This window comes from Acinetobacter sp. AG3 (assembly GCF_022343575.1).
In the GTDB taxonomy this organism is placed as follows: Bacteria; Pseudomonadota; Gammaproteobacteria; order Pseudomonadales; family Moraxellaceae; genus Acinetobacter; species Acinetobacter guillouiae.
The window spans coordinates 45,029-57,322 of sequence record NZ_JAKQZD010000003.1 but is presented as its reverse complement, the minus strand read 5'-3'; the positions used below and the strand labels follow the sequence as shown (position 1 = coordinate 57,322).

Here is a 12,294-nt window from a genome sequence, read left to right as displayed (position 1 = left end):
TTCGCTGTCCTATTCAATGTATTGGGGATCGAAGCCCCCGACCGCGAACGCCTTGCCTTCTATCTGCGATTGGACCCTCTGACTTGGGGTTGATGTTCATGCCGCCTGTTTTTCCTGCTCATTGGCACGTTTCGCAACCTGTTCTCATTGCGGACACCTTTTCCAGCCTCGTTTGGAAAGTTTCATTGCCAGACGGGACTCCTGCAATCGTCAAGGGATTGAAACCTATAGAAGACATTGCTGATGAACTGCGCGGGGCCGACTATCTGGTATGGCGCAATGGGAGGGGAGCAGTCCGGTTGCTCGGTCGTGAGAACAATCTGATGTTGCTCGAATATGCCGGGGAGCGAATGCTCTCTCACATCGTTGCCGAGCACGGCGACTACCAGGCGACCGAAATTGCAGCGGAACTAATGGCGAAGCTGTATGCCGCATCTGAGGAACCCCTGCCTTCTGCCCTTCTCCCGATCCGGGATCGCTTTGCAGCTTTGTTTCAGCGGGCGCGCGATGATCAAAACGCAGGTTGTCAAACTGACTACGTCCACGCGGCGATTATAGCCGATCAAATGATGAGCAATGCCTCGGAACTGCGTGGGCTACATGGCGATCTGCATCATGAAAACATCATGTTCTCCAGTCGCGGCTGGCTGGTGATAGATCCCGTCGGTCTGGTCGGTGAAGTGGGCTTTGGCGCCGCCAATATGTTCTACGATCCGGCTGACAGAGACGACCTTTGTCTCGATCCTAGACGCATTGCACAGATGGCGGACGCATTCTCTCGTGCGCTGGACGTCGATCCGCGTCGCCTGCTCGACCAGGCGTACGCTTATGGGTGCCTTTCCGCAGCTTGGAACGCGGATGGAGAAGAGGAGCAACGCGATCTAGCTATCGCGGCCGCGATCAAGCAGGTGCGACAGACGTCATACTAGATATCAAGCGACTTCTCCTATCCCCTGGGAACACATCAATCTCACCGGAGAATATCGCTGGCCAAAGCCTTAGCGTAGGATTCCGCCCCTTCCCGCAAACGACCCCAATATGAAAAACCCCGGCAGGATGCTGGGGTTTTTTATTGCCTATCATTTCTCATTTGCAAAACAAGCATAATGCTCCTAAAATATAGACTATAATCTATATTTTGGTTGTGGTATGTGGATAGTCATTACGACAGATCTATTTAATGAATGGCTTGAACAGCAAGACGAATCAACACAAGAGAAGGTTCTGGCTGCCCTAGTTGTTCTACAGCAGCAAGGACCAAGTTTAGGCCGCCCTTTAGTAGATACTGTCTATGACTCTAAATTTACCAACATGAAAGAGCTTCGTGTTCAACATCGAGGTAAACCACTGAGAGCTTTCTTCGCATTTGATCCTTTACGACAGGCTATTGTTCTATGTATTGCTGATAAAGGCAGTAAAAAGCGTTTTTATAAAGACATGCTGGATATTGCAGATGAACAATACCAACTTCATCTCACCACCCTAGGAGATAAATCTAATGGCTAAGACTCTGCAAGAATTGTTAGCTAGCCGCTCTCCAGAGAGCCAAGCCCGTATTCAAAAAATGGCAGATGAATTACTGCTAGAAAATCAGCTTCATCTTATTCGTGAAGAACTTGAAATCTCTCAAAAGGAACTTGCTGAAACTTTGGGAATAAAACAGCCATCGCTTTCAGCAATAGAAAATCGTGGCAATGATCTTAAGATTTCAACCATGAAAAAGTATGTTGAGGCAATGGGCGGGAAGCTCCGTATTGATGTAGAGCTTCCAACAGGAAAACATATAGGATTCAATGTTTAACAATAAAAATGGGAGCTAAAGACTCCCATTTTTATGAAATTTCGCATAAGAGATTTTATGTTAAATAAGATGGAACTTAGACAAAATTTTATTAATAGTTATGCATTCTGCACAGTTAGTTTTAGACCTAAAGCATTTACTACACGATTAATCGTATCAAAACGAGGTGCTGAATCTTGACGGAGTGCTTTGTAAAGTGCTTCACGTCCAATTCCTGCTTCTTTAGCGATTTGAGTCATACCACGAGCTTTAGCAATTACACCAAGTGCATGAGCTAGTTCAGCAGGGTCATTCTCTTCAAGAACCATATTAAGATACATTACAATATCTTCTTCACTCTTAAGTGCTTCTGCCATGTCAAAGCTAGGTAGATCAGCTATTTTAACCATTTTTCAATCCTCTAAAGATTTTGATAAATCAACAGCTCGTTCTATATCCTTTTGCTGTGTAGATTTATCACCACCTCCAAGCATCACAATGATTACATCACCATGTTTGATGTAATACATGCGCCAACCTGGTCCGAAGAACTCTCGCATTTCCCAAACACCTTCTTGAAGATGCTTTACATCGCCCCAATTACCACGCTGAACCTTATCTAATCTTCGATTCAGTTTAAGACGGGTCATACTGTCTTTAATGCTATCTAGCCATTCATCAAATTCAGGGAGACGTTTAATCTCGGTCATGAAAGTTCCTCTTTATTGTATTCGATCGAATACACAACATTATAATGAATATATTTTATGAGTAAATGAAATAATAAGAATATATTTTATCAATTGATTATTTAATAACCTATGTTCTTGGCAAAAGGTATCAAACCTGCTCATAAAAAAGCCGACTTGTTTCTAAGTCGGCTTTTTACTGTTTTTGAAGTCAGTCAAAATTTTATAACTATATGAAAAACAATAATATTTTAAATTGCGTTTCGTATAAGCTCTATTATGTTAAATAATTAAGGATAAAAGCTTTATTACTAAATAGAACAGTTGCTTAAAGCAGTATAGAGTTAAGTTTGCATTTTAATATCAAGTTGTCTTTCAGCACCGATAATCACCATACGAATCCCATTTTCAAAAATGTCATCCGCATTCATATTTTGTAAGGTATTCACTCCTTGGAGCATGAGTGGATATATAGTTGGATCGGCTTCGAATGGTGGGTCTGATCTTATTTCTTCTTGCTGCTCCTCAAGGACCCACCCAACAATAAACCTTCCTAATGTCATAAGTAATGCAACTGCTTCAACAGGAGAAAACCCAGCATGAGATAACAGCGCAACTTGGGCCTCAATCGTGTTGAAATGTCCTTGACTGGGGCTAGTTCTTGCATGTAGACGAGCACCATCACGGTAAGCTAGTAGTGCTCGACGAAAGCTTACAGAATTAGCGAGCAACCAATCTTGCCATGTCATCCCATCGATGGGTAAAGAAACTAAATGGTGTTCATTTATAATGGTTTCCGCCATTGCTTCCATTAACAAGGATTTATTCTTGAAATGCCAATATAGAGTTGGAGATTTAATACCCAATCGTTGAGCTAGCTTGCGTGTGGTTATTGAATCTATGCCTTCTTCATTCAACATATCCAATGCGGTACGCAGGACTATTTCACGTGTCAGACGTTGAGGTGCAATATCTTTTTTACTCATAAATCTATCACTGATAGGGAGTGTGTGAGAGAATATTAATTCTATCATTGCTAGAGAAGGCATTTGTGAAGAAATCATTGAGCGTGATTTTAATCACTATATTTCTGGATGCTGTTGGGATTGGTTTAATTATGCCGATCTTGCCTGAATTATTACGGTCATTGGCTGGAGCTGAAGCAGGCGGTGTTCACTATGGTGCTTTATTAGCTGTGTATGCTCTGATGCAGTTCATTTTTACACCTATCCTTGGAGCGTTGAGTGACCGATTTGGACGTCGACCTGTATTAATTATTTCAATTGCTGGTGCAACGGCTGATTATCTCCTAATGGCTGCTGCTCCTTCTCTATTGTGGCTATATATTGGTCGTATTTTTGCGGGAATTACAGGTGCCAACATGGCTGTTGCAACAGCTTATGTTTCAGATATTACTCCAGCCCATGAGCGTGCAAAAAGGTTTGGTCTCCTTGGAGCTGTCTTTGGTATTGGGTTTATAGCGGGTCCGGTAATAGGTGGAGTTTTGGGTGAATGGAACTTACATGCACCGTTCTTTGCTGCTGCTTTTATGAATGGGATTAATTTAATAATGACAGCAGTCTTATTAAAAGAATCAAAACACAGCAATAAAATGACTGAGAAGGTTCAGGAGCAATCAATATTAAAGAAATTATCCTATTTGATCACTCAACCTAATATGGCTCCATTGCTTGGTATCTTTTTAATTATCACATTGGTTTCACAAGTCCCCGCAACTTTATGGGTTATCTATGGGCAGGATCGTTATGGCTGGAGTATATTTATTGCAGGTGTTTCCCTTGCTAGTTATGGAATATGCCATTCTATTGCACAGGCTTTTGCTATCGCCCCTATGGTAAAGAGGTTTGGAGAGAAAAATACGTTGTTATGTGGAATAGCTTGCGATGCAATTGGTTTACTTCTTTTATCTATTGCTGTTGAAGAATGGGTGCCTTTTGCGTTGTTACCATTGTTTGCCCTTGGTGGAGTAGCCGTTCCTGCTTTGCAAGCAATGATGTCCAGAGGTATTAGTGATGAAAGACAAGGTGAATTACAAGGGCTATTAAGCAGTTTTAATAGTCTGGGGGCTATAATTGGTCCTGTATTAGTTACTAGCCTCTATTTTATGACTCAGGCATCAGCTCCTGGAATGGTATGGGCATTAGCTGCAATACTTTATGTAATCACCCTACCCTTATTGCTTAAGTATCGCCTGAATAAATATTCTGGAGTTCCATAAAATATTTAATTTATTGGTTTAAAAACTAATGGATTCTATAGTTTATCTAAAATTAACATAATACACCTTATACGTAATGCTTGATATTTCTCTTTAAATATCATTATATTAAAGCAAGCCGTTCTGAAATATAGGGCACCAGAGCGGCTTTTTATTGATTATTCATGTTCCACGCTTAAAATTCGAACAGTGTTTCATGATTTTTATAAGTTAAACTAAATTTAGTTGCTAATCCCAATAAGCTATTCACTAACTTGTAAATATCGGTATACCGCCTGACGACTAATCCCAAAAGCTTTCCCTAATGCCATTTTCGATGGATACTTCCCCTCCTTCCATGCTTGTCGTAAAGCTTCAGCTTGGTCAGGCTTTAGTTTATGCACCCGACCTTTGTACTTCCCCTGAGCAGAGGCCAGTTTTATTCCTTCCTTTTGCCGCTCTAAAATGATCTCACGTTCGAACTGTGCAAAAGCACCCATCATTTGAAGCATCAAATTATCCATCGGGGTGGATTCGGCTGTAAAAGTAATATTTTCTTTTACAAACTGGATGGCGATCCCTCGTTTGACCAGTTTATCTACTTCAGTGACCAAATCTTTTAGGCTTCGCGCAAAACGATCCATTGAATGTACAATCACCCTGTCCCCTTGGCACTGTTGCAAATAGAGATTTGAGTCGATGATGTTCCCTTTAAAAAGTACTTAGAGACCGAAAACCCTGTTGATTAGACACACTTCACCCTGAGGCTGACCATAATAAAATGACGATGCTTGTCCTTTACGTAGTGCACGCATGACTTCAATACCTTTAATTGTGGCATAAGCCGTCTTCATAGATTTGAATCCTAATGTGGCCCTGATGATCCGCTTTAGCTTGCCATGATCACATTCAATCACGTTATTTTTATACTTAATCTGCCTGTGCTCAAGGTCTGGTGGACATTTACCTTCCCGTTTTAACCGTGATAAAGCACGTCCATATGTGGGTGCTTTATCCGTGTTGATCACTTGTGGAATTTGCCACTTCTTCACATTATTTAAAATTTTTCCAAGAAAACAATATGCTGATTTGGTATTACGTCTAGAAGAAAGATAAAAATCAATGGTATCGCCACGTTGATCGACTGCACGATACAGATAAGACCATCGTCCATTCACTTTTACATAGGTTTCATCAATATGCCACGAGCTCAGATCTGTAGGATTACGCCAATACCAGCGTAAACGTTTTTCTATTTCAGGAGCATAACGTTGAACCCAACGGTAAATAGTCGTGTGATCAACATTCACACCCCGTTCGGCCAGCATTTCCTGCAGTTCACGATAGCTAATGCCATATTTACAATACCAGCGCACAGCCCAAAGAATGATTTCGCCCTGAAAATGCCGACCATGGAAAGGATTCATATGCTGCACCTTTAGCTAAAACAGTCTTCAGCTTACCATTCGTGGTTATTTGCAACAGTGCCGTGTGGTCTACGGATATAACGTATATCCCTATGGCAAAAGGCTTTGTTTATTTATGTGCTGTGATTGATTGGCATAGCCGCAAGGTACTTGCGCATAGGGTATCGATTAGTATGGAGGTGGATTTTTGTATTTCGGCTTTAAATGAAGCGATTGAAAAATATGGTCGACCTGAAATATTTAATACAGACCAAGGCAGCCAGTTTACCAGTGATGCATTTATTGATGTATTGAAATCAAATGGCATTCAAATCAGTATGGATGGTAAAGGTCGATGGGTAGATAATGTGATGGTTGAACGATTATGGCGGAGCGTTAAATATGAAGAGGTGTATCTCAAAGCTTATAGCAGTGTCACAGATGCGAAAAAGCAATTAAGTGCATATTTTGAGTTTTATAATTTGAAACGACCTCATTCGAGTCTAGACAAAATGACACCAAATGAGTTTTACTATGATCAGCTACCCCAACAAAACAAGGTGGCTTAACTAGAGCGGAATATCACTTATAAATACGCTTTTAGTTGTTCAAACAAGTGGGACCACCTCTATATCTCGATAGGTATAGTAGAGTGATATCTCGATAGGTATAGTGTTTTGCAGTTTAGAGGAGATATCGCGATGCATACGCGGAAGGCAATAACGGAGGCGCTTCAAAAACTCGGAGTCCAAACCGGTGACCTCTTGATGGTGCATGCCTCACTTAAAGCGATTGGTCCGGTCGAAGGAGGAGCGGAGACGGTCGTTGCCGCGTTACGCTCCGCGGTTGGGCCGACTGGCACTGTGATGGGATACGCGTCGTGGGACCGATCACCCTACGAGGAGACTCTGAATGGCGCTCGGCTGGATGACGAAGCCCGCCGTACCTGGCTGCCGTTCGATCCCGCAACAGCCGGGACTTACCGTGGGTTCGGCCTGCTGAATCAATTTCTGGTTCAAGCCCCCGGCGCGCGGCGCAGCGCGCACCCCGATGCATCGATGGTCGCGGTTGGTCCGCTGGCTGAAACGCTGACGGAGCCTCACGAACTCGGTCACGCCTTGGGGGAAGGATCGCCCGTCGAGCGGTTCGTTCGCCTTGGCGGGAAGGCCCTGCTGTTGGGTGCGCCGCTAAACTCCGTTACCGCATTGCACTACGCCGAGGCGGTTGCCGATATCCCCAACAAACGGTGGGTGACGTATGAGATGCCGATGCTTGGAAGAGACGGTGAAGTCGCCTGGAAAACGGCATCGGATTACGATTCAAACGGCATTCTCGATTGCTTTGCTATCGAAGGAAAGCCGGATGCGGTTGAAACTATAGCAAATGCTTACGTGAAGCTCGGTCGCCATCGAGAAGGTGTCGTGGGCTTTGCTCAGTGCTACCTGTTCGACGCGCAGGACATCGTGACGTTCGGCGTCACCTATCTTGAGAAGCATTTCGGAACCACTCCGATCGTGCCTCCGCACGAGGCCGTCGAGCGCTCTTGCGAGCCTTCAGGTTAGAGGCCGTCGACAATGATAATCTGGATCAACGGACCTTTCGGCGCCGGAAAGACGACGCTCGCTAAGCGGCTGCGCGATCGGCGTTCCAAATCGCTGATCTTTGACCCCGAGGAAATCGGGTTCGTGGTGAAAGAAACGGTCCCCATGCCAGCGAGCGGAGACTATCAGGATCTCCCCTTGTGGAGGGGACTTACGATCGCGGCGGTCAGGGAGATTCGAAGGAATTACTCGCAGGACATCATCATCCCAATGACGCTCGTGCACCCGGACTATCTGACTGAGATACTCGACGGGGTAAGGCGGATCGACGATCAGCTGCTGCACATCTTTCTGACGCTCAACGAGGACCTATTGCGTCACCGGATCGCGAACCAGACCATGCATCCTGACCCGAATCGAAATGCGGAGATTCGAGAGTGGCGATTAGCGAATGTCGCCCGATGCTTGGCCGCAAGGGAACGGCTTCCATGCACAACCCGTGTTCTCGATAGTGGTGCACACACCAGCGATGAACTCGCAGCGATGGTGCTCGACGGAATCGATGGGCGCACCTGATCGCCTTCGACGCCTGCGCAAAGCGTAGCGCGAGGGTGGCGGGCTCACGACCAAACGCCCAGAGGTCGATCATCGCAGGGATGTTTGGCTTTGTGGTGCGGACGACGGGACTCGAACCCGTACTCTCACAGAGAAGCAGATTTTCGGGCACTGTTGCAAATAGTCGGTGGTGATAAACTTATCATCCCCTTTTGCTGATGGAGCTGCACATGAACCCATTCAAAGGCCGGCATTTTCAGCGTGACATCATTCTGTGGGCCGTACGCTGGTACTGCAAATACGGCATCAGTTACCGTGAGCTGCAGGAGATGCTGGCTGAACGCGGAGTGAATGTCGATCACTCCACGATTTACCGCTGGGTTCAGCGTTATGCGCCTGAAATGGAAAAACGGCTGCGCTGGTACTGGCGTAACCCTTCCGATCTTTGCCCGTGGCACATGGATGAAACCTACGTGAAGGTCAATGGCCGCTGGGCGTATCTGTACCGGGCCGTCGACAGCCGGGGCCGCACTGTCGATTTTTATCTCTCCTCCCGTCGTAACAGCAAAGCTGCATACCGGTTTCTGGGTAAAATCCTCAACAACGTGAAGAAGTGGCAGATCCCACGATTCATCAACACGGATAAAGCGCCCGCCTATGGTCGCGCGCTTGCTCTGCTCAAACGCGAAGGCCGGTGCCCGTCTGACGTTGAACACCGACAGATTAAGTACCGGAACAACGTGATTGAATGCGATCATGGCAAACTGAAACGGATAATCAACGCCACGCTGGGATTTAAATCCATGAAGACGGCTTACGCCACCATCAAAGGTATTGAGGTGATGCGTGCACTACGCAAAGGCCAGGCCTCAGCATTTTATTATGGTGATCCCCTGGGCGAAATGCGCCTGGTAAGCAGAGTTTTTGAAATGTAAGGCCTTTGAATAAGACAAAAGGCTGCCTCATCGCTAACTTTGCAACAGTGCCGTATTTGCAGTACCAGCGTACGGCCCACAGAATGATGTCACGCTGAAAATGCCGGCCTTTGAATGGGTTCATGTGCAGCTCCATCAGCAAAAGGGGATGATAAGTTTATCACCACCGACTATTTGCAACAGTGCCGATAAAAATATATCATCATGAACAATAAAACTGTCTGCTTACATAAACAGTAATACAAGGGGTGTTATGAGCCATATTCAACGGGAAACGTCTTGCTCGAGGCCGCGATTAAATTCCAACCTGGATGCTGATTTATATGGGTATAGATGGGCTCGCGATAATGTCGGGCAATCAGGTGCGACAATCTATCGATTGTATGGGAAGCCCAATGCGCCAGAGTTGTTTCTGAAACATGGCAAAGGTAGCGTTGCCAATGATGTTACAGATGAGATGGTCAGACTAAACTGGCTGACGGCATTTATGCCTCTTCCGACCATCAAGCATTTTATCCGTACTCCTGATGATGCATGGTTACTCACCACTGCGATCCCCGGGAAAACAGCATTCCAGGTATTAGAAGAATATCCTGATTCAGGTGAAAATATTGTTGATGCGCTGGCAGTGTTCCTGCGCCGGTTGCATTCGATTCCTGTTTGTAATTGTCCTTTTAACAGCGATCGCGTATTTCGTCTCGCTCAGGCGCAATCACGAATGAATAACGGTTTGGTTGATGCTAGTGATTTTGATGACGAGCGTAATGGCTGGCCTGTTGAACAAGTCTGGAAAGAAATGCATAAGCTTTTGCCATTCTCACCGGATTCAGTCGTCACTCATGGTGATTTCTCACTTGATAACCTTATTTTTGACGAGGGGAAATTAATAGGTTGTATTGATGTTGGACGAGTCGGAATCGCAGACCGATACCAGGATCTTGCCATCCTATGGAACTGCCTCGGTGAGTTTTCTCCTTCATTACAGAAACGGCTTTTTCAAAAATATGGTATTGATAATCCTGATATGAATAAATTGCAGTTTCATTTGATGCTCGATGAGTTTTTCTGATAGTTAGTCTTTGTAGAGACACAAACCTGAAATTCCGGACACCGCGCTTGGCACTGTTGCAAATAGTCGGTGGTGATAAACTTATCATCCCCTTTTGCTGATGGAGCTGCACATGAACCCATTCAAAGGCCGGCATTTTCAGCGTGACATCATTCTGTGGGCCGTACGCTGGTACTGCAAATACGGCATCAGTTACCGTGAGCTGCAGGAGATGCTGGCTGAACGCGGAGTGAATGTCGATCACTCCACGATTTACCGCTGGGTTCAGCGTTATGCGCCTGAAATGGAAAAACGGCTGCGCTGGTACTGGCGTAACCCTTCCGATCTTTGCCCGTGGCACATGGATGAAACCTACGTGAAGGTCAATGGCCGCTGGGCGTATCTGTACCGGGCCGTCGACAGCCGGGGCCGCACTGTCGATTTTTATCTCTCCTCCCGTCGTAACAGCAAAGCTGCATACCGGTTTCTGGGTAAAATCCTCAACAACGTGAAGAAGTGGCAGATCCCACGATTCATCAACACGGATAAAGCGCCCGCCTATGGTCGCGCGCTTGCTCTGCTCAAACGCGAAGGCCGGTGCCCGTCTGACGTTGAACACCGACAGATTAAGTACCGGAACAACGTGATTGAATGCGATCATGGCAAACTGAAACGGATAATCAACGCCACGCTGGGATTTAAATCCATGAAGACGGCTTACGCCACCATCAAAGGTATTGAGGTGATGCGTGCACTACGCAAAGGCCAGGCCTCAGCATTTTATTATGGTGATCCCCTGGGCGAAATGCGCCTGGTAAGCAGAGTTTTTGAAATGTAAGGCCTTTGAATAAGACAAAAGGCTGCCTCATCGCTAACTTTGCAACAGTGCCCATATTATTGAATCTAATCATATCTTGGACCAAAAAAATCTTTACTTATAATAATGAGTAAATATATACATCCGAATGACGACAAAATTACAAACTTGTAATTTTGTTAAGGTTTGTTCTCAAAAAAATAAATTAATACTATTTTAAAAAAGATAAATCGTTGCTGAAAAAGCTAGATTGCAATCGAGTTAATTAATTATAAATCAAAAACTTATATTGTATAAAATTAGTAACTCTTTGCTTTCTGCACTTATTATTTAATCAACGTTTCACGATTTTCATAAGCTAAACTAAATATAGTCGCCAATTTCAATTGAGTTATTTCCCGGCTTTTAAATACCGATATACCGCTTGGCGACTAATTCCAAATGCCTGGCCTAATGCCATTTTTGAAGGGTACTTCCCTTCCTTCCAGTCTTGTCGCAAAGCTTCAGCCTGATCAGGTTTCAATTTATGTACCCGGCCTTTGTACTTCCCTTGAGAAGAGGCAAGTTTAATTCCTTCCTTTTGCCGCTCTAAAATGATCTCACGTTCAAACTGTGCAAAAGCACCCATCAGTTGCAGCATCAAATTATCCATCGGGGTGGATTGGGCCGTAAAAGTAATATTTTCTTTTACAAACTGGATGGCAATCCCTCGTTTGACCAGTTTATCCACTTCAGTCACCAAATCTTTTAAGCTTCGCGCAAAACGATCCATGGAATGTACTATCACCCGGTCTCCTTCCCGGACATAATTCAACATTTCCTGAAATTTCGGTCGGTCGGTATTTTTACCTGAAGCACGGTCAACAAAAATCCGGTCGACTTCAATTCCCTCAAGTTGACGTCCCGTATTTTGCTCGACCGAACTCACTCGCACATAGCCTACTTTTTGGCCTTTCACTTTTTACGCCCCAATTGGATAAAAATGAACAATTTCGTAAATTATAAATCTTTAATACCAAAGTTACATGTTACTTATGATTAAAAAACATTTAAATGGTACATGTTTTTAAGAACTTTTAAAATGTAATTTTAGGGTATACTTTAAAGATACATTAAAGCTTATAAAATACGATAAGTGACTCTTGCCGTCACGTGACACATAAGTTGGCAAAGAACGACACATAAGTTGTCATAGACGACCAAATGAAAAGGCTGCAATTCGCAGCCTTTTTTACTATCAATAATAAATTATATGATTCAAAACCCAATAACGACCGTTGAACGACATGACAGGTGTCATTTAAA

14 protein-coding genes and 4 pseudogenes are annotated in these 12,294 nt (G+C 44.5%); 11 read left to right on the top strand and 7 right to left on the bottom strand.

Translation table 11 applies throughout. The features are described from left to right. From L3V46_RS22740 to L3V46_RS22725, 4 genes and pseudogenes are all read left to right on the top strand, one after another. A pseudogene (locus L3V46_RS22740) lies at positions 1-93 on the top strand (APH(3'') family aminoglycoside O-phosphotransferase); the annotation flags it as partial. Beyond that, positions 93-929 carry an aminoglycoside O-phosphotransferase APH(6)-Id gene (locus L3V46_RS22735; RefSeq protein WP_000480968.1) on the top strand — a complete coding sequence of 279 codons (837 nt, stop codon included), beginning with the start codon at positions 93-95 and terminating at the stop codon, positions 927-929. The pseudogene L3V46_RS22740 and the gene L3V46_RS22735, both read left to right, overlap by 1 nt. A 220-nt stretch (positions 930-1,149) precedes the next feature. Continuing rightward, positions 1,150-1,506 (top strand): type II toxin-antitoxin system RelE/ParE family toxin, encoded by a 357-nt coding sequence (locus L3V46_RS22730; RefSeq protein WP_004967307.1) that lies wholly within the window; start codon positions 1,150-1,152, stop codon positions 1,504-1,506. After that, positions 1,499-1,801: a helix-turn-helix domain-containing protein gene (locus L3V46_RS22725; RefSeq protein WP_001140620.1), complete on the top strand. Its 303-nt coding sequence runs from the start codon at positions 1,499-1,501 to the stop codon at positions 1,799-1,801. The genes L3V46_RS22730 and L3V46_RS22725 overlap by 8 nt, the downstream gene beginning before the upstream one ends. 98 nt (positions 1,802-1,899) lie before the next feature. Here the strand turns inward: L3V46_RS22725 and L3V46_RS22720 are convergent, their stop codons facing one another. The 3 genes from L3V46_RS22720 to L3V46_RS22710 all read right to left on the bottom strand — a co-directional run bounded on the left by L3V46_RS22720 (position 1,900) and on the right by L3V46_RS22710 (position 3,455). Then, on the bottom strand, positions 1,900-2,190 hold the full coding sequence (locus tag L3V46_RS22720) for an addiction module antidote protein (protein WP_004787581.1): 291 nt from the start codon (positions 2,188-2,190) through the stop codon (positions 1,900-1,902). A gap of 3 nt (positions 2,191-2,193) precedes the next feature. Beyond that, the gene (locus L3V46_RS22715) at positions 2,194-2,490 is read right to left on the bottom strand and encodes a type II toxin-antitoxin system RelE/ParE family toxin (protein WP_004787583.1); all 297 of its coding nucleotides are present in this window, start codon (positions 2,488-2,490) and stop codon (positions 2,194-2,196) included. 323 nt (positions 2,491-2,813) lie between these two features. Continuing rightward, on the bottom strand, positions 2,814-3,455 hold the full coding sequence (locus L3V46_RS22710) for a TetR/AcrR family transcriptional regulator C-terminal domain-containing protein (RefSeq protein ID WP_004787586.1): 642 nt from the start codon (positions 3,453-3,455) through the stop codon (positions 2,814-2,816). Positions 3,456-3,520: 65 nt separating this feature from the next. On the opposite strand from L3V46_RS22710, the gene tet(39) reads away from it, so the two are divergent. Continuing rightward, positions 3,521-4,708, top strand: a complete 1,188-nt coding sequence (gene tet(39), locus L3V46_RS22705; protein WP_065996278.1) for a tetracycline efflux MFS transporter Tet(39) — start codon at positions 3,521-3,523, stop codon at positions 4,706-4,708. Positions 4,709-4,950: 242 nt separating this feature from the next. Here tet(39) and L3V46_RS22700 read toward each other — a convergent pair. Then, a pseudogene (locus tag L3V46_RS22700) lies at positions 4,951-5,358 on the bottom strand (recombinase family protein); the annotation flags it as partial. 51 nt (positions 5,359-5,409) lie between these two features. Next, positions 5,410-6,114 (bottom strand): IS6-like element IS1006 family transposase, encoded by a 705-nt coding sequence (locus L3V46_RS22695; protein ID WP_001067784.1) that lies wholly within the window; start codon positions 6,112-6,114, stop codon positions 5,410-5,412. A gap of 56 nt (positions 6,115-6,170) precedes the next feature. On the opposite strand from L3V46_RS22695, the pseudogene L3V46_RS22690 reads away from it, so the two are divergent. The 4 genes and pseudogenes from L3V46_RS22690 to L3V46_RS22675 all read left to right on the top strand — a co-directional run. Next, positions 6,171-6,662, top strand: a pseudogene (locus L3V46_RS22690) (IS3-like element ISAba14 family transposase); the annotation flags it as partial. 132 nt (positions 6,663-6,794) lie between these two features. Further along, positions 6,795-7,655 (top strand): aminoglycoside N-acetyltransferase AAC(3)-IId, encoded by an 861-nt coding sequence (gene aac(3)-IId, locus L3V46_RS22685; protein WP_000557454.1) that lies wholly within the window; start codon positions 6,795-6,797, stop codon positions 7,653-7,655. A gap of 12 nt (positions 7,656-7,667) precedes the next feature. Continuing rightward, positions 7,668-8,210 carry an AAA family ATPase gene (locus tag L3V46_RS22680; RefSeq protein WP_000587837.1) on the top strand — a complete coding sequence of 181 codons (543 nt, stop codon included), beginning with the start codon at positions 7,668-7,670 and terminating at the stop codon, positions 8,208-8,210. Between the two features lie 209 nt (positions 8,211-8,419). After that, positions 8,420-9,124, top strand: a complete 705-nt coding sequence (locus L3V46_RS22675) for an IS6-like element IS26 family transposase (protein ID WP_001067858.1) — start codon at positions 8,420-8,422, stop codon at positions 9,122-9,124. Positions 9,125-9,173: 49 nt separating this feature from the next. Here the strand turns inward: L3V46_RS22675 and L3V46_RS22670 are convergent. Beyond that, a pseudogene (locus tag L3V46_RS22670) lies at positions 9,174-9,248 on the bottom strand (IS6 family transposase); the annotation flags it as partial. 129 nt (positions 9,249-9,377) lie between these two features. On the opposite strand from L3V46_RS22670, the gene L3V46_RS22665 reads away from it, so the two are divergent. Then, positions 9,378-10,193, top strand: a complete 816-nt coding sequence (locus L3V46_RS22665; RefSeq protein ID WP_000018326.1) for an aminoglycoside O-phosphotransferase APH(3')-Ia — start codon at positions 9,378-9,380, stop codon at positions 10,191-10,193. Between the two features lie 112 nt (positions 10,194-10,305). Then, entirely contained in the window at positions 10,306-11,010 is a 705-nt protein-coding gene (locus L3V46_RS22660; RefSeq protein WP_001067858.1) for an IS6-like element IS26 family transposase, read from the top strand. A gap of 370 nt (positions 11,011-11,380) precedes the next feature. On the opposite strand, the gene L3V46_RS22655 is transcribed toward L3V46_RS22660, so the two are convergent. After that, positions 11,381-11,947: a recombinase family protein gene (locus tag L3V46_RS22655; RefSeq protein ID WP_004812033.1), complete on the bottom strand. Its 567-nt coding sequence runs from the start codon at positions 11,945-11,947 to the stop codon at positions 11,381-11,383. Between the last annotated feature and the right edge of the window lie 347 nt (positions 11,948-12,294).